The following is a 15,480-nucleotide window of genomic DNA, read 5'->3' as shown; positions in this document are numbered from 1 at the left end:
CGCGCGCTCTCGCTCAGGAGGGATCGATCACGTTGAGACGGTAGCCGCGCTTGACCACCGTCTTCACCAGTTCCGGAACGCCCAGCGACTCGCGCAGGCGGGCCACGGCCATCTCGACCGCGTGGGTGTTCTCGCCGGACCGGGGGAGCGCCGCCTGCAGCCGTTGCCGCGAGATCACACCGCCCCGCGCATCGAACAGCGCGGCGACGATGTCGGTGGCGCTGCGCGAGAGCGGGATGTGACGCCCGTCGAGCAGGACGCCCGAGCTGCGCAGCTCGAGTCGTCCGGCCGCCGTGGGAAGCGAGGGCGCACCGCCGCCACCGAAGTGCGTCACGACGGCACGCACGAGCGAGCCGAGGCGACCGCGCTCGGCGACGAGGGGCTTCAGTCCCGCGTCGAAAAGGGGTCCGGCCGTGATGGGGCCGACCGATGCCATGAGCAGGCGGCCTTCGCGTTCGCGGTCGACGATCGCCGGGAGCACGTCCTCCTGGCGTGCCGCGGCCAGCCACTCGGCGGCCCCGGGCGCCGACGTGAAGAGCACAGCGTCGACCTCGCCCTGCGCGGCGGCGATGACCGAGCGCGACACGGCCGCAGGGTCGGGCGGCGGACCCCAGCGGTACACCGTCAGGCTGACCACTTCTGCGCCCGCCCGCTCGAACAGATCGTCGAGCCCGTCGGCGCCCGAGCCGTGGTGCTGCACCGCCACGCGGCGTCCGTCAACGCCTTCGGCGAGCAGGAACTCGCCGAGCTCGGCAGAGGTCTCGGACTCCGCGACCCAGTCGGCGGTGAGCCCCGCCTGCTGGATCGCGCCGCGTGCCTTCGGGCCCCGGGCCACGATCTGAGCACTGTCGAGAGCCGCATGGAGTTCGTCGAGCAGCCCCGCCTCGTCGGCCGCCTCCATCCATCCACGGAATCCCACGCCCGTCGTGGCCACGACGACGTCGGGCGGCTGGGCGATGAGGTCGCGCGTCGCCGCGATCAGCGCGTCGTCGTCGATGTGCGGAACGATCGTGAGCGCCGGCGCGTGGCGCACGTGTGCGCCGTGGCGCTCCAGTGCGGCGGCGAGCTCCGATGAGCGGCGGTCGACGGCGATGACGATCGTGCAGCCGTCGAGCGCGGCGGAGAGGGCGGGGCGGGTGGTGGAGCTCAACGGACGATGTCGCCTGCCAGGTGGGGGTCGGGGAGGAGCAGTCCGGCGCGGGCCACTTCCCCGACGACGATCACGGCGGGGTTGCGCACCCCGGCCCGGCCGGCGTCGAGCACGACCGACCCCAGAGTACTGCGTGTCGTCCGCTGATCGCGGTGATGCCCGCGCTCGACGATCGCAACGGGGCGGTCGGCGGGCACGCCCGCGTGGAGGGCATCCGACACGATGCGCGGCAGCGCGCCGACGCCCATGAGGATCACCGTCGTGACGCTGTCGTCGCGGAGGCCCGCCAGCGTGGCCTCGGTCACCCCCGACGGCCCGTTGACGATGTGCACGGCACCCGCGACGCCGCGATGGGTGATCGGGATGCCGGCTGCCTGAGGGACCGCGACGGCGCTCGAGATCCCCGGCACCACGTCGACCGGAATGCCGGCGGCGAGGCACGCGGCGACCTCTTCTCCGCCGCGGCCGAAGACGAACGGATCGCCGCCCTTCAGACGCACGACGCGCTTGCCGGCGCCGGCGCGGGCGACGAGGATCGCGTTGATCTCCTCCTGGGGGACCGGGTGGTGACCGGGGTGCTTGCCGACGTCGATGATCTCGACGTCGTGCCCGAGGTGCTCGCGGATGTCGGTGGGGCCGAGCCGGTCCATCACGACGACCTCAGCCCGCATGAGCAGCCGCCACGCGCGCATGGTCAGCAGGTCGAGGGGCCCGGGTCCGCCTCCCACGAGGTCGACGCGGCCGACGCCGCGCTCCACGGGCCCGGTCATCGCTCGCCCGCCCCGGGGTCGGCGGCCCATCGCACCAGGACGTGGGCGTCGTCGATCGTCACGGGCCACACATGCAGGCTCAGCGGCTCCTTGCCCTGGCTGTCGAGGCAGGCGCCGGTGCGCAGGTCCCAGACCTGCTTGTACATCGGCGAGGCGACCGTGGGGAGACCCTGGCGAGTGCCGACGATCCCGCGTGAGATGACGTGCGCGCGACTGTACGGGTCGAAGTTCGAGACGGCGTGGACCCGGCCACTCGTGCCGCCCTGGCCGTGGAGGAGGAACAGTGCGATCTGAGTGCCGCCGAGGAGGGCGGCGCGGCCGCGCTCGACCTCGAGGTCATCGAGTGCGCACACGCGCACCCAGCCATCGGGAGCGGCGTACTCGTTCGTCTGCGGCTCGACGAGAGTCATCGGCGCACCTCCAGGGTCGTACCGGCGATGAGCACACGGGAGTCGGCGCGCTCGTCCTCGGTGGCGGGGCGGGGCTGACCACGCTCGGCGGTGTAAGCCAGCGACGGGTCCGGCGTCGTGGGGGCGTTGACGAACGACGCGAAGCGACGGAGCTTCTCGGGGTCCTCCAGGGTCGCCTTCCACTCGTCCTGGTACGACTCCAGGTGCGCCTCCATCGCCGCGTCGAGGTCGGCGCAGATGCCGAGGGCGTCGTCGAAGATCACCTCGCGCAGCCCCTCGATGCCGCCGTCGAGGTCCTCGAACCAGGGAGCGGTCCGCTGCAGGCGGTCGGCGGTGAAGATGTAATACATCAGGAACCGGTCGATCGCCGTGAGGAGCTCGTCGTCGCTCAGGCCCTCGGCCAGGAGAACCGCGTGGCGGGGCGTGAAGCCGCCGTTGCCGCCGACATACATGTTCCAGCCCGCTTCCGTGGCGATGACGCCGACGTCTTTGCCGCGCGCCTCGGCGCACTCGCGGGCGCAGCCCGACACGCCGAGCTTGATCTTGTGCGGCGAACGCAGGCCGCGGTAGCGCAGCTCCAGCTGCACGGCCATGCCCACCGAGTCCTGCACGCCGTAGCGGCACCAGGTCGAGCCGACACATGACTTCACGGTGCGCAGCGACTTGCCGTACGCGTGGCCCGACTCGAAGCCGGCGTCCACCAGGCGCTTCCAGATGTCGGGGAGCTGCTCCAGCCGCGCTCCGAACATGTCGATGCGCTGGCCGCCGGTGATCTTGGTGTACAGCCCGAAGTCCTGTGCCACCTGTCCGATCACGAGGAGGCCCTCGGGGGTGATCTCGCCGCCCGGGATGCGCGGGACCACCGAGTAGCTGCCGTCCTTCTGCAGGTTCGCCATGACGTGGTCGTTGGTGTCCTGGAGGGTCGCGTTCTCGCCGTCGAGGACGTGACGGCGCACGAGCGTCGAGAGGATGCTGGCAAGAGCCGGCTTGCAGATGTCGCAGCCGCGGCCTGTGCCGAAGCGCTCGATGACGGCGCTGAACGTCGTCAGCCCCGATACGCGCACCGCGTCGAACAACTGGCGACGCGACATGTCGAAGTGCTCGCAGATGGCGTTGCTCACAGCGGAGCCGGTCTTGGCGAGCTCGGCGCCGACGATCTTCTTGACCATCATCACGCACGAGCCGCAGGCGGCGCCGGCCTTGGTGCAGGCCTTGACGCCGGCGACATCCGTACACGCTTCGTCGTGCACGGCGTGGCGGATGGTGCCGGCGGTGACGCTGTTGCACGAGCACACCAGCGCCTCGTCGGGCAGCTCGCCCGTGGGAGGGGCGGTGCCGCCCTCGGGCATCAGATACGCCGACGGGTCGCCGCCGAGAGCGCTCCCCACGAGCGGGCGCAGTGCGCCGTAGGCCGACGCGTCGCCGACCAGGATGCCGCCGAGCAGCGTCTTCGCGTCGTCCGAGAGCACGAGCTTCTTGTAGACGCCGGCCACCGGGTCGGCGTAGATCACGTCGAGTGCCCCCGGGGTCTCGGCGAACGCGTCGCCGAAGCTCGCCACATCGACGCCGGAGAGCTTCAGCTTCGTCGACAGATCGTAGCCGGGGAACGATGCCTCGCCTCCGAGCAGACGTGTCGCCGCCACTTCGGCCATCGCGTAGCCGGGGGCCACGAGACCCACGCACATGCCGTCGAAGTTGGCGACCTCGCCGACCGCGAGCACGCGGGGATCGGACGTCTGGCAGCCGGCGTCGATGAGCACACCGCCGCGCGGATTCACGTCGAGACCGGCCGCGCGCGCGAGCTCGTCGCGCGGCCGGACACCGACCGTGAACACGACCACGTCGGCGCGCGCGTAAGAGCCGTCGCGGAACTCGAGGCCGACCACCTGGCCGGAGCGATCGGCGTCCAGACGGGTCGTGACGGCCTCCGTCCGGACCGCGATGCCGCGGGCTTCGATGAGGCGGCGCAGGGCGTTGCCTGCGGCGAGGTCGAGCTGGGCCGACATGAGCCGGTCCGACGACTGGACGACGGTGCAGTCGACCGCCAGACCTTGTAGGGCGCCCGCCGCTTCGAGCCCCAGGAGCCCGCCGCCGATGACCGTGCCGACCAGCGGGCGGCCGAGCTCCGCGGAACGGCGCTGTACGAAGGCCTCCAGCTTCTCGACGTCGTCGAGCGTGCGATAGACGAAGCAGCCGTCGTGCCCGAACCCCTCGACGGCGAGCCGGGCGGCGTACGAGCCCGTGGCGAGTACGAGCCGGTCGTAAGCCAGACTCGTGCCGCTGCGCGTCGTCACCCGGCGGGCGGAACGATCGATGCGGGTCACCGCATCCCCGCCCAGGAATCGCACGCGCTCGTCGTCGAGCACCGAGCGGTCCAGTTCCAGATCGGCAGACGACGCCCCGGCGAAGAACCCGGTGAGTCCCACACGGTCGTAGGGGTGGCGATCCTCCTCGCCGATGAGCGTCACACGCCACTCGTCACCGGCGCGGCTGAGGAGGCTCTCCACGAACCGGTGCGCCACCATGCCGGCACCCACGACGACGACATGCGTGCCGAGGGCGGGGGTGTTGCTCATCCCGTCACCGTAGGCGGGCGATGTTGCAGAGGCATCAGCGTCATGTTTCCGGCTGTTGACACGGTCGCGGTGGGCCACGGGTCCTCCTCGTGGGTCGACGGTCTCGGTGAACACGAAGCTACGAGCGCGGTGTTTCGCCCCCGGGCGGGCGGTGGTTACCCCGAGCGAACGTTTCTCTCACACGGCTCTGCGGACGGATGTGAGACGGCCGCCGCCATCCTTCCGCGCCTACCCGCTCGACGGCGTTCGCGCCAGCCCCGCAGTCCGCTTCTTCGCGCCCGCTAGGTTGGAGGCCCCGCCGAAAATGGAGTCTTATGCAGATCTGGCCCGGTTCCCCTTACCCGTTGGGCGCCACCTTCGATGGAAGTGGCACGAACTTCGCGCTCTACAGCGAAGGAGCCGAGCGCGTCGAGCTGTGCCTGTTCGACGACGCCGGCAACGAGACCCGGGTCGATCTCGTCGACGTCGATGCCTACGTCCACCACGGGTACGTGCCGTCGGTGCAGCCGGGCCAACGGTACGGGTACCGCGTGCACGGTGAGTTCGACCCCCGGTCGGGCAAGCGCTTCAACGCCAGCAAGCTCCTGCTCGATCCGTACGCGAAGGCCGTGGAAGGCCAGGTCGAGTGGGGCCAGGAGGTCTTCGGGTACGACTTCGGCGACCCCGACTCCCGCAACGACGAGGACTCGGCAGCGCATCAGATGATGGGCGTCGTCGTCAATCCGTATTTCGACTGGAGCGGCGACCGACTGCCGAAGACGCCGTACTCCGAGTCCTTCATCTACGAGGCCCACGTGCGCGGTCTCACGCAGCTGCACCCGGCCATCCCCGAGGAGATCCGCGGCACCTACAGCGCGATCGCGCACCCTGCCATCATCGAGCACCTGCAGAAGCTGGGGATCACCGCGATCGAGCTCATGCCCGTGCATCAGTTCGTCAACGACTCCGTGCTCGAGGAGAAGGGACTCTCGAACTACTGGGGGTACAACACCATCGCGTTCTTCGCCCCGCAGAACACGTACGCCGCCAACGGCCAGCGCGGCCAGCAGGTGCAGGAGTTCAAGGCGATGGTGAAGGCGCTGCACGCGGCCGGCATCGAGGTCATCCTCGACGTCGTCTACAACCACACCGCCGAGGGCAACCACCTCGGGCCGACCCTGTCGATGCGCGGCATCGACAACGAGTCGTACTACCGGCTCGAGGACGACGACAAGCGCTACTACACCGACTACACCGGCACCGGGAACAGCCTCAACGTCGGTAACCCGCACACACTGCAGCTGATCATGGATTCGCTGCGTTACTGGGTGCTCGACATGCACGTCGACGGGTTCCGGTTCGACCTCGCCTCGACGCTCGCGCGCGAGTTCTACGAGGTCGACCGCCTCGCGACCTTCTTCGAACTCGTGCAGCAGGACCCGGTGGTGTCGCAGGTGAAGCTCATCGCCGAGCCGTGGGACGTCGGCCCCGGCGGCTATCAGGTCGGAAACTTTCCGCCGCAGTGGACCGAGTGGAACGGCAAGTACCGTGACACGGTGCGCGACTTCTGGCGTGGCGAGCCCGCGACCCTGGGCGAGTTCGCCTCGCGACTCACCGGATCGGCGGACCTCTACGAGCACTCCGGGCGGCGGCCCGTGGCATCCATCAACTTCGTCACCGCCCATGACGGCTTCACGATGCGTGATCTCGTCTCGTACAACGAGAAGCACAACGAGGCCAACGGCGAGGACAACAACGACGGGGAATCGCACAACCGCTCGTGGAACGGCGGCGTCGAGGGCCCGAGCGACGACCCGAAGGTGCTGACTCTGCGGGCGCGTCAGCAGCGGAACTTCATCGCGACACTGCTGGTGTCGCAGGGTGTGCCCATGCTGCTGCACGGTGACGAGCTCGGCCGCACGCAGGGCGGGAACAACAACGGCTACGCGCAGGACAACGAGATCACGTGGGTGGACTGGTCGGCGGTCGACCAGCCGCTGCTGGAGTTCACGGCGGCGCTCGCGCGACTGCGTCGCGAGCACCCCACCTTCCGCCGTCGCCGCTTCTTCGACGGTCGTCCGGTGCGGAGGGAGGAGGGAGCGCCGATCCCCGACATCGTCTGGGCGCGCCCCGACGGCACGCAGATGCAGCCCGAGGACTGGGATGCGGGATTCGGGCGCGCCGTGGCGGTCTTCCTCAACGGCGACGGCATCCGGGAACGGGACCGCCGCGGCGAGCTCATCGCCGACAAGCACTTCATCGTGCTCTTCAACGCCGGAGACGACGCCGTCGACTTCGTGATCCCGGATGTCGAGTTCAGCCCTGAGTGGGACGTCGTCGTCGACACCGCGGGACTGCATGCCGATACGGATCCGGTCGCCCCGGGCTCCACGCTGTCGGTGCTCGGTCGTTCGCTGATGGTGCTGCGCGAGCACGAGGAGGCCGAGCCCGAGATCGACCACTCGGTGGCGGCCTCGCTCGCCGTGACGAGCGTCGCCGGTCCCGACGAGGTGCCGGGCGCCGCGCCGCGACCCGAATTGAGCCGCTGAGGAGAACGCCGCCGTGCCGACGTCGCGACCACTGTCCACGTACCGCCTCCAGATCCGTCCCTCCTTCACGCTCGACGACGCTGCGTCGGTGCGGGAGTACGTGACGGCTCTCGGAGCCGACTGGATCTACTTCTCGCCGATCCTCACCTCTTCGGAGGGCTCCGACCACGGCTACGACGTTGTCGACCCCTCCACCGTTGATCCCGCCCGCGGTGGGAGAGACGGGCTGGAGCGGGCGTCGCGGGCGTTTCACGGCGCCGGTCACGGGGTTCTCGTCGACATCGTGCCCAACCACGTCGGCGTCGCACGTCCGGAGGAGAACGCCTGGTGGTGGGACGTCCTGACGCATGGGCGTGGCTCCCGCTACGCGAGGTCCTTCGACATCGACTGGGAGTTCGGTCACGGCCGGCTGCGGCTCCCGGTCCTCGGTGAGGACCTCGAGCAGGCGGCGGCCTCCGGCGCGCTGCGCGTCGAGGCCGGCCTGCTGCGGTACTACGACCACCGCTTCCCGCTCGCGCCGGGGAGCGCCGACCGGGATGGCGACGACGTGCTGGCCGTGCACGCGCGGCAGCATTATGAATTGATGCACTGGCGGCGCGAAGCCGACGAGCTCAACTATCGCCGGTTCTTCGGCGTTTCGAGCCTGGCCGCCGTGCGCGTGGAGGATCCTGCCGTCTTCGAAGACGCTCACGCCGAGATCCGCAGCTGGTTCGCAGACGGGCTGGTCGACGGGCTCCGTGTCGACCACCCGGACGGTCTGCGTGCACCGGTCGACTACCTCGAGCGTCTGGGCGCGCTGACGGGGGGCCGCTATGTGCTCGTCGAGAAGATCCTCGAACACGGCGAGGCCCTGCCGCAGTTCTTCGCGGCGGACGGCACGACCGGGTACGAGGCGCTTGCCGACATCGACCGTGTTCTCGTGGACCCGGCGGGCGAAGCGCGGCTCGATGCGCTCGACGCCTCACTGCGGGAGCGTTCGGGTCTGCCTGCCTCACGCCCGTGGCATGACGTGATCGCGGGGACGAAGCGCGCGATCGCCGAGGGGATACTCCGCTCGGAGGTGCGCCGGCTCGCCCGCGAGCTCGGGGCGGACGACGATCAGGCCACCGAGGACGCCCTGACCGAGCTTCTGGCACGATTCCCCGTCTACCGGTCGTATCTGCCGGCCGGACGCGAGCACCTCGACGAGGCGGCCGCGGCTGCGCGGGCCCATCGTCCCGACCTCGGGCGCGCGCTCGACACCGTGCTGCGGTCGCTGACCGACCCCCGGCATCCGGCCGCCCTCCGCTTCCAGCAGACGAGCGGCATGGTGATGGCCAAGGGCGTCGAAGACACCGCCTTCTACCGGACGACCCGTCTCGGCACCCTCACGGAGGTCGGCGCCGACCCCTCGGTGTTCGCGCTGTCCGTGGACGAGTTCCATGCGGCCCAGGCCGCCCGGCACGCGGCCTGGCCGCACTCGATGACGACGCTGTCGACCCACGACACCAAGCGCGGCGAAGACGTCCGTGCCCGCTTGAGCGTTCTGTCCGAGATCCCCGAGCGGTGGGCGGAGGTGCTGGGGGAGCTGACGGATGCCGCGTCCACCGGTCACGGCCCCTTCGATGCGCTGCTCTGGCAGGCGATCATCGGCGCGTGGCCCGCGTCGCGCGAACGCCTTCACGCCTACGCCGAGAAAGCGGCGCGCGAGGCCGGCGAGGCGACGTCGTGGCTCGAGCCCGACGAGGCGTTCGAGCGGCGCATGCACGCGCTCGTCGACGCCGCGTTCGATGACACGGATGTCGCCGCAAGGGTGGCATCGTTCGTCGCCGAGATCGAGGGAGCCGGATGGTCGAACTCGCTCTCGGCCAAGCTGCTCCAGCTCACGGGGCCCGGCGTTCCCGACGTGTACCAGGGGAGCGAGCTGTGGGAACAGAGCCTCGTCGACCCTGACAACCGTCGTGCCGTGGACTTCGCCGAGCGCCGGCGTCTGCTCGCACGCATCGACGCGGGGGAGCAGCCGGTCATCGACCGGACCGGCGCCGCCAAGCTGCTGGTCACCGCGCGGGCCCTGCGGCTGCGGCGCGATCGCCCGGAGCTGTTCTCGCGCTACACGCCGATGACCGTGACAGGATCCGCCGCCGGGCACGCGATCGCCGTGGACCGCGGTGGCGCGGTGGCGGTGGCGACACGACTGCCGGTCGGGCTCGCCCGGCGCGGCGAGGCCACCGGCTCCGCGTGGGAGGACACGATGCTGCTGAGGCACGCAGGACCGACGACCGATGTCCTGACCGGACGCACCTTCACCGACCACATCGCGATGGGCGAGCTGCTCGACGTGTACCCGGTCGCCCTGCTGATCCCGGGGGAGCGCTCGTGATCCCCGCCGTATGGGCACCGCGCGCCGCCGCGGTGGCGCTTCGTGCCCCGGGCCGGGGCTCGGATACGCCCATGACCGCCCGCGACGGCGGCTGGTGGAGTGCGGGTCTGGAGCTGTCCGACGGCGAGGAGTACGGGTTCGTGCTCGACGGTGCCGAGGACGCTCGGCCCGACCCGCGATCCCGCCGCCAGCCCCGCGGAGTCCACGACCTCAGCGCAGTGTTCGACCCGGCCGCGTACGAGTGGCGCGACAGCGCGTGGACGGGACGCCAGCTCGCCGGCGGCGTGATCTACGAGCTGCACATCGGCACGTTCACTCCCGAGGGGACGCTGGATGCCGCCGCGCGGCGCCTCGGCCACCTCGTCGACCTCGGGGTCGACTTCGTGGAGCTGCTGCCCGTGAACGCCTTCAACGGCGTTCACAACTGGGGCTACGACGGAGTGCTCTGGTACGCCGTCCACGAGCCCTATGGCGGCCCGGCGGCCTACCAGCGCTTCGTGGATGCCTGCCACGAGGCGGGTCTGGGCGTCATCCAGGACGTCGTGTACAACCACCTCGGGCCGAGCGGGAACTACCTCCCCGAGTTCGGGCCGTACCTCCGCGACGCGGAGTCCAACACGTGGGGATCGTCGGTCGACCTCGACGAGCCGGAGGTGCGGCGCTACATCGTCGACAACGCGCTGATGTGGCTGCGCGACTACCACGTCGACGGACTCCGCCTCGACGCCGTCCATGCGCTGCAGGACCGAGGACCGGTGCACATCCTGCAGGAGCTCGCAGAAGCGGTCGACGCGCTGAGCGCGCACCTGCGTCGGCCGCTCACGCTGATCGCCGAATCCGACCTGAACGACGCTCGTCTGATCGCCGCCCGCGAGGCGGACGGGTACGGGCTCACCGCCCAGTGGAGCGACGACTACCACCACGCACTCCACGTCGCGCTCACCGGCGAGACCACCGGGTACTACGCCGACTTCGCGCCGCTCGGTTCGCTCGTGAAAGCGTCGACACGCGGGTTCTTCCACGACGGCACGTTTTCGTCCTTCCGCGGCCGTCCGCACGGGCATCCGATCGATCCCCGCATCCCGGCGTGGCGGCTCGTCACCTTCTCGCAGGATCACGACCAGATCGGAAATCGCGCCGCCGGCGACCGCCTCTCGCAGACGCTCGACGAGGGGGGTCTGGCCATCGCCGCCGTCCTCACCGTGCTCTCGCCGTTCACCCCCATGCTCTTCATGGGCGAGGAGTGGGCCGCATCCACGCCGTGGCAGTTCTTCACGTCGCACCCCGAGCCCGAGCTCGGCGAGGCCACGGCCCGAGGACGCACGGCCGAGTTCGCGCGCATGGGCTGGGACGAGTCCGTCGTGCCCGACCCGCAGGATCCCGAGACGTTCCGTCGTTCGCAGCTGCGGTGGGAGGAGAAGGATGCCGGCTCCCACGCGCGCATCCTCTCGCTCTACCGCGACCTCCTCGCGCTTCGGCGGAGCAGGCCGGAGCTGACCGCGCCCGGTCTCGCCGACCTCACGGCCGCAGCGGACGAGCACGAGAGGTGGTTCCGGCTGCGCCGGGGGTCTCTCGAGATCGTCGTGAACTTCTCGCCCGAGCAGGTGCGACTGCTCGCCGCCGGGGCAGATCTCGTGCTGCTCGTCACGGCGCCCGACGGCGGGATCACGGGTGACGAACTGGTGCTGCCGCCCCGCTCAGCCGCGGTGACTGGACGCGCCGACCCCCCCTGACGTCAGCGGACGCCCAGCCACGAACGATCGGTCAGCACGATGGGTCCGTCGTCGGTGATCGCGACGGTGTGCTCGGAATGGGCGCCACGCGATCCGTCGACGGAACGGAGCGTCCAGCCGTCGGGGTCTGTCACGAGCTCGTCGGTCGTCTGAAGGAACCACGGCTCGAGGGCGACCACCAGTCCGGCCCGCAGCGGGTAGCCGCGACCAGCCTTGCCGTCGTTGGGCACGTGCGGATCGCCGTGCATGATGCGGCCCACGCCGTGGCCGCCGAAGTCCGTGTTGATGGAGTAGCCGTCGCCATGGGCGACCCCGGCGATCGCCGCGGAGATGTCGCCGATGCGATTGCCCACGACCGCGGCCGTGATCGCAGCATCCAGTGCCCTCTCCGTGGTGTCGATGAGGGCGAGGTCCTCGTCGCGCGGGGTGCCCACGACGAACGAGACGGCCGAGTCCGCCACCCAGCCGTCGACGGCGACCGCGAAGTCGAGCGACACCAGGTCGCCATCTCGCAGCGCGTAGTCGAACGGCAGCCCGTGCAGCACCGCGTCGTTCACCGAGGTGCAGATGACCTTGCCGAAGGGACGCGCGCCGAACGACGGGTGGTAGTCGATGTAGCAGGATTCCGCGCCCGCTCGGCGGATGAGGTCGTGGGCGCGGCGGTCGATCGCGAGCAGGTTGGTCCCCACCTTGGTCTCGTCGCGCAGGGTCGCGAGCGTCTCGGCGACGAAACGCCCGGCGGCCTTCATCGCCTCGATCTCGGCAGGCGTGCGCAGCTCGATCATGTGGGGATCCTCTCGTTCCCCTCCATTCTGTCGGACCGCAGGGGAGGCGGCTGGGAGGATGCTCCGCGGCGCGCGCACACCGACCACATGCGCGGTCGGGAGGCGTAGCATCAGGGGCATGTGGCTGCGTCGCGCATTCTTCGGCTGGCTCATTCCGGCCGCGTTCCTGCTGCCGCTGTGGCTCCTCGTCGGATGGGCCGCCTTCAGCGCCGGTGGATGGGCGTTCCTGTGGGTGCTGTTCCTCGCGATACCCGGCGTCTTCGTGTGGCAGCTCATCCTCACCCTGCTGGTGCGGGCACGCGGAACCGTGCGCGCGCATCGCGCCGTGTCGTGGTGGGACGTGCTGGGCTTCACGGTGTGGCACGCCCTCGTCATCTCGCTGGGCTTCTTCGCAGAGTCGTGGTGGGCGCCCGTGATGGTCGTGACCATCCTCGCCGGCGTGGGGCTGTTCTGGCTCGAGCTGTGGCAGTTGTGGAGTGAGGCCCGGCCGTCGCGCTTCGTGCTCCACACCGCCGAGGGCCTGGCGTACATCCCCGCTCGCGCCGACGCTCCCGAGGCGGAGGAGCGAGAGGTCATCGTGATCACCGAGAAGCAGGTGCCGCCCGCGAGCTGACGCGGTTTGGCTGGGTGGGGCATCCATGGCAGAATGGTTGTTTGTGCCCTGACCGGTTCTGCCTCAGGGGAACCAGCTGCACGGCGTGACGCCGGAGGCCTGCGGCACACACATTCCTTTCCCATCCTTCCCGCGGTCGACCTGTGGCGGCCGCAGAGAGAGACGATCATGCAGATCCTCGACGCCGTCGATGCGGCTTCGCTCCGCTCCGACATCCCCGTTTTCCACGCCGGCGACACCGTCAAGGTGCACGTCAACATCACCGAGGGCAACCGCTCGCGCATCCAGGTCTTCCAGGGTGTCGTCATCGGCCGCTCGGGCGACGGCGTCCGCGAGACCTTCACGGTCCGCAAGATCAGCTTCCAGGTCGGCGTCGAGCGCACCTTCCCGGTGCACTCCCCGGTCATCGACCACATCGAGGTCGTGACCCGTGGTGACGTGCGTCGCGCCAAGCTGTACTACCTGCGCAACCTCCGTGGCAAGAAGGCCAAGATCAAGGAGAAGCGCGACAACTGACGCGCGGTTTCCGCCGCACCGTCACGAGGCCCCGGACGTTCGCGTCCGGGGCTTCGTCCGTCCTCCGGAGCGGCCCGGAGTGTGCGACCCTTGAAGGCGGGTCGCTGCGAACGTCTGCGCCCCGTGAAGGAACTCAATGACGACCGAGAAGTCGGCTCCGGCCGAACCGGCGCCGGGGCCCGGGCCCGCCACCACCTCACAGCCTCGTCGTCGCGGCTGGCTGGTCTTCCTGCGGGACGTGCTCGTGATCGTCCTGATCGCCGTGCTGGTCTCGCTCGTCGTCAAGACCTTCCTGGTGCGTTCCTTCTACATCCCCTCGGGCTCGATGGAGCAGACGCTGCACGTCAAGGACCGCATCCTCGTCGACGAGATCACGCCGCGATTCGGAAGCTACGAGCGCGGTGACATCATCGTCTTCCAGGACCCGGGCGGCTGGCTTCCACCGAGCACGGATCCGGCGCGGCCGCCGGTGGTCGAGGCGGCGGAGTGGGTGCTCTCGCTCGTGGGGCTCGCCGCACCGGACAGCGACGACCATCTCGTCAAGCGTGTCATCGGGCTGCCCGGCGACCACGTCGTCTGCTGCAACTCGGTCGGCCAGATCACGGTGAACGACGTGCCGATCGACGAGGTCGACTACATCGAGGTGCCGGCTGCCGACTCGGCGGCGTCGGGCGATCCCTTCGATGTCGTGGTTCCCGCGGGCAGCCTCTGGGTGCTGGGCGACAACCGGTACCGCTCCAAAGACTCGCGCTACAACACCGATCAGCCGGGCAAGGGGTTCGTGCCGATCGACAACGTCGTCGGCCGCGCCTTCCTGGTGACCTGGCCGTTCGACAGGTTCGGCTTCCTGGACTTCCATCACGAGGTGTTCGTGAGCGTCCCCGACCCGGAGCCGGAGGGCGGCGCGCCGTGACGGTCGCGGAGCCTCGTCTCACGCTCGAGCGCCGCCTGCTGCGCGAACACACCCTCGTCATCGCCTGCGACGAGGTCGGGCGTGGCGCGCTGGCCGGACCGGTGGCCGTCGGGGCGGCCGTGGTCGACGCACCGCGATCCCGCAAGCGGATTCCGCAGGGTCTGCGCGACTCGAAGCTCGTCCCGGAGGTCAAGCGGGCCGACGTGGCATCCCGCGCGGCCTCGTGGGTGGTGGCGAGCGCGGTGGGCTGGGCGAGCTCGGAGGAGATCGACGAGATCGGCATCATGCGGGCCCTCGGCCTGGCGTCGATCCGCGCGATCGCCGACCTCCGCGCGCACGGCATCGTTCCCGAGGACGCCATCGTGATCCTCGACGGCAACTACGACTACATCCGTCCCGCGGGCGCGTGGAGCCTGACCGTGCGGCCCGTCATCAAGGCCGACCGCGACTGCGCGTCGGCGGCGGCGGCATCCGTCATCGCCAAGGTCGCGCGCGACCGGCTCATGACCGATCTCCACGACGAGCTGCCCGCGTACAACTGGGCCCGTAACAAGGGTTATGCCAGCCCGGACCACCGCGAGGCGATCCGCACCCACGGCATCAGCCGGCACCATCGGGCGTCGTGGTCGCTCGGCGACGCGCCGACCCTGTTCTGAACGTTCGTCCCCGCCGACCCGCGTCGCGGCGCACGCTCACGCCCATAGGATGGAACCACCATGGATGACGAGGTCTTCGAAGACTACGACCGCGAACTCGAGCTCGCGCTGTACCGCGAGTACCGCGATGTCGTCTCGCAGTTCCAGTACGTGATCGAGACGGAGCGGCGCTTCTACCTCGCGAACGAGGTCAACGTCGTTCGCCGCGACACAGAGCACGACTTCTACTTCGAGATCTCGATGTCCGACGTGTGGGTGTGGGACATCTACCGCGCTGACCGGTTCGTGAAGGCCGTGCGAGTGCTCACTTTCAAAGACGTGAACGTCGAAGAGCTCTCTCGCCGGGACTTCCATCTTCCCGAAGAGCTCTCGCTCGACAACTGAGCGCGTCACCGCCTCCTCCCCAGCTGGGCGTTTCGCGTATTTCTCACGGGTTCTGAACGGATGCCGCTCCCCGGCGTCCGCGCGGGT

The 15,480-nt window shown here is 70.0% G+C and carries 13 protein-coding genes; 8 read left to right on the top strand and 5 right to left on the bottom strand.

Annotated features, from left to right (window positions below; translation table 11 throughout):
* Positions 1 to 13 precede the first annotated feature (13 nt).
* From ACN9MP_RS09915 to nirB, 4 genes are read right to left on the bottom strand one after another with little or no spacing between them, the layout of a single operon-like run.
* Positions 14 to 1,150: a uroporphyrinogen-III synthase gene (locus ACN9MP_RS09915; RefSeq protein WP_426319788.1), complete on the bottom strand. Its 1,137-nt coding sequence runs from the start codon at positions 1,148 to 1,150 to the stop codon at positions 14 to 16.
* Positions 1,147 to 1,920, bottom strand: a complete 774-nt coding sequence (gene cobA, locus ACN9MP_RS09910) for a uroporphyrinogen-III C-methyltransferase (protein WP_426319787.1) — start codon at positions 1,918 to 1,920, stop codon at positions 1,147 to 1,149. The genes ACN9MP_RS09915 and cobA overlap by 4 nt, the downstream gene beginning before the upstream one ends.
* Positions 1,917 to 2,330: a nitrite reductase small subunit NirD gene (gene nirD, locus ACN9MP_RS09905; protein ID WP_426319785.1), complete on the bottom strand. Its 414-nt coding sequence runs from the start codon at positions 2,328 to 2,330 to the stop codon at positions 1,917 to 1,919. The genes cobA and nirD overlap by 4 nt, the downstream gene beginning before the upstream one ends.
* Complete coding sequence (gene nirB / locus ACN9MP_RS09900; protein WP_426319783.1) at positions 2,327 to 4,906, bottom strand: nitrite reductase large subunit NirB; 2,580 nt, start codon at positions 4,904 to 4,906, stop codon at positions 2,327 to 2,329. Before nirB ends, nirD begins: the two co-directional genes overlap by 4 nt.
* Before the next feature lie 314 nt (positions 4,907 to 5,220).
* Here nirB and glgX point away from each other — a divergent pair, with 314 nt between their 5' ends.
* Genes glgX through treZ form a run of 3 tightly spaced genes read left to right on the top strand, consistent with a single transcriptional unit; the run spans position 5,221 to position 11,526 of the window.
* Positions 5,221 to 7,434 carry a glycogen debranching protein GlgX gene (gene glgX, locus ACN9MP_RS09895; RefSeq protein WP_426319781.1) on the top strand — a complete coding sequence of 738 codons (2,214 nt, stop codon included), beginning with the start codon at positions 5,221 to 5,223 and terminating at the stop codon, positions 7,432 to 7,434.
* Between the two features lie 13 nt (positions 7,435 to 7,447).
* Entirely contained in the window at positions 7,448 to 9,793 is a 2,346-nt protein-coding gene (gene treY, locus ACN9MP_RS09890; RefSeq protein WP_426319779.1) for a malto-oligosyltrehalose synthase, read from the top strand.
* Positions 9,790 to 11,526: a malto-oligosyltrehalose trehalohydrolase gene (treZ, locus tag ACN9MP_RS09885; RefSeq protein ID WP_426319777.1), complete on the top strand. Its 1,737-nt coding sequence runs from the start codon at positions 9,790 to 9,792 to the stop codon at positions 11,524 to 11,526. The genes treY and treZ overlap by 4 nt, the downstream gene beginning before the upstream one ends.
* Before the next feature lie 2 nt (positions 11,527 to 11,528).
* On the opposite strand, the gene map is transcribed toward treZ, so the two are convergent.
* Positions 11,529 to 12,311 (bottom strand): type I methionyl aminopeptidase, encoded by a 783-nt coding sequence (gene map / locus ACN9MP_RS09880; protein ID WP_426319775.1) that lies wholly within the window; start codon positions 12,309 to 12,311, stop codon positions 11,529 to 11,531.
* Positions 12,312 to 12,429: 118 nt separating this feature from the next.
* On the opposite strand from map, the gene ACN9MP_RS09875 reads away from it, so the two are divergent.
* The 5 genes from ACN9MP_RS09875 (at position 12,430) to ACN9MP_RS09855 (ending at position 15,393) form a co-directional block, all read left to right on the top strand.
* Positions 12,430 to 12,924: an MFS transporter permease gene (locus ACN9MP_RS09875; RefSeq protein WP_426319773.1), complete on the top strand. Its 495-nt coding sequence runs from the start codon at positions 12,430 to 12,432 to the stop codon at positions 12,922 to 12,924.
* Positions 12,925 to 13,092: 168 nt separating this feature from the next.
* Positions 13,093 to 13,440 (top strand): 50S ribosomal protein L19, encoded by a 348-nt coding sequence (rplS, locus tag ACN9MP_RS09870; RefSeq protein WP_426319771.1) that lies wholly within the window; start codon positions 13,093 to 13,095, stop codon positions 13,438 to 13,440.
* 136 nt (positions 13,441 to 13,576) lie between these two features.
* The gene (gene lepB / locus ACN9MP_RS09865; RefSeq protein WP_426319769.1) at positions 13,577 to 14,353 is read left to right on the top strand and encodes a signal peptidase I; all 777 of its coding nucleotides are present in this window, start codon (positions 13,577 to 13,579) and stop codon (positions 14,351 to 14,353) included.
* The gene (locus ACN9MP_RS09860) at positions 14,350 to 15,009 is read left to right on the top strand and encodes a ribonuclease HII (protein WP_426319767.1); all 660 of its coding nucleotides are present in this window, start codon (positions 14,350 to 14,352) and stop codon (positions 15,007 to 15,009) included. Before lepB ends, ACN9MP_RS09860 begins: the two co-directional genes overlap by 4 nt.
* Positions 15,010 to 15,069: 60 nt before the next feature.
* Positions 15,070 to 15,393 carry a DUF2469 family protein gene (locus ACN9MP_RS09855; RefSeq protein ID WP_109210601.1) on the top strand — a complete coding sequence of 108 codons (324 nt, stop codon included), beginning with the start codon at positions 15,070 to 15,072 and terminating at the stop codon, positions 15,391 to 15,393.
* Positions 15,394 to 15,480 lie beyond the last annotated feature (87 nt).

Origin of the sequence: Microbacterium sp. E-13 (genome assembly GCF_049912955.1) — a bacterium.
Lineage (GTDB): Bacteria > Actinomycetota > Actinomycetes > Actinomycetales > Microbacteriaceae > Microbacterium.
This window is presented reverse-complemented; position numbering and strand designations above follow the sequence as displayed.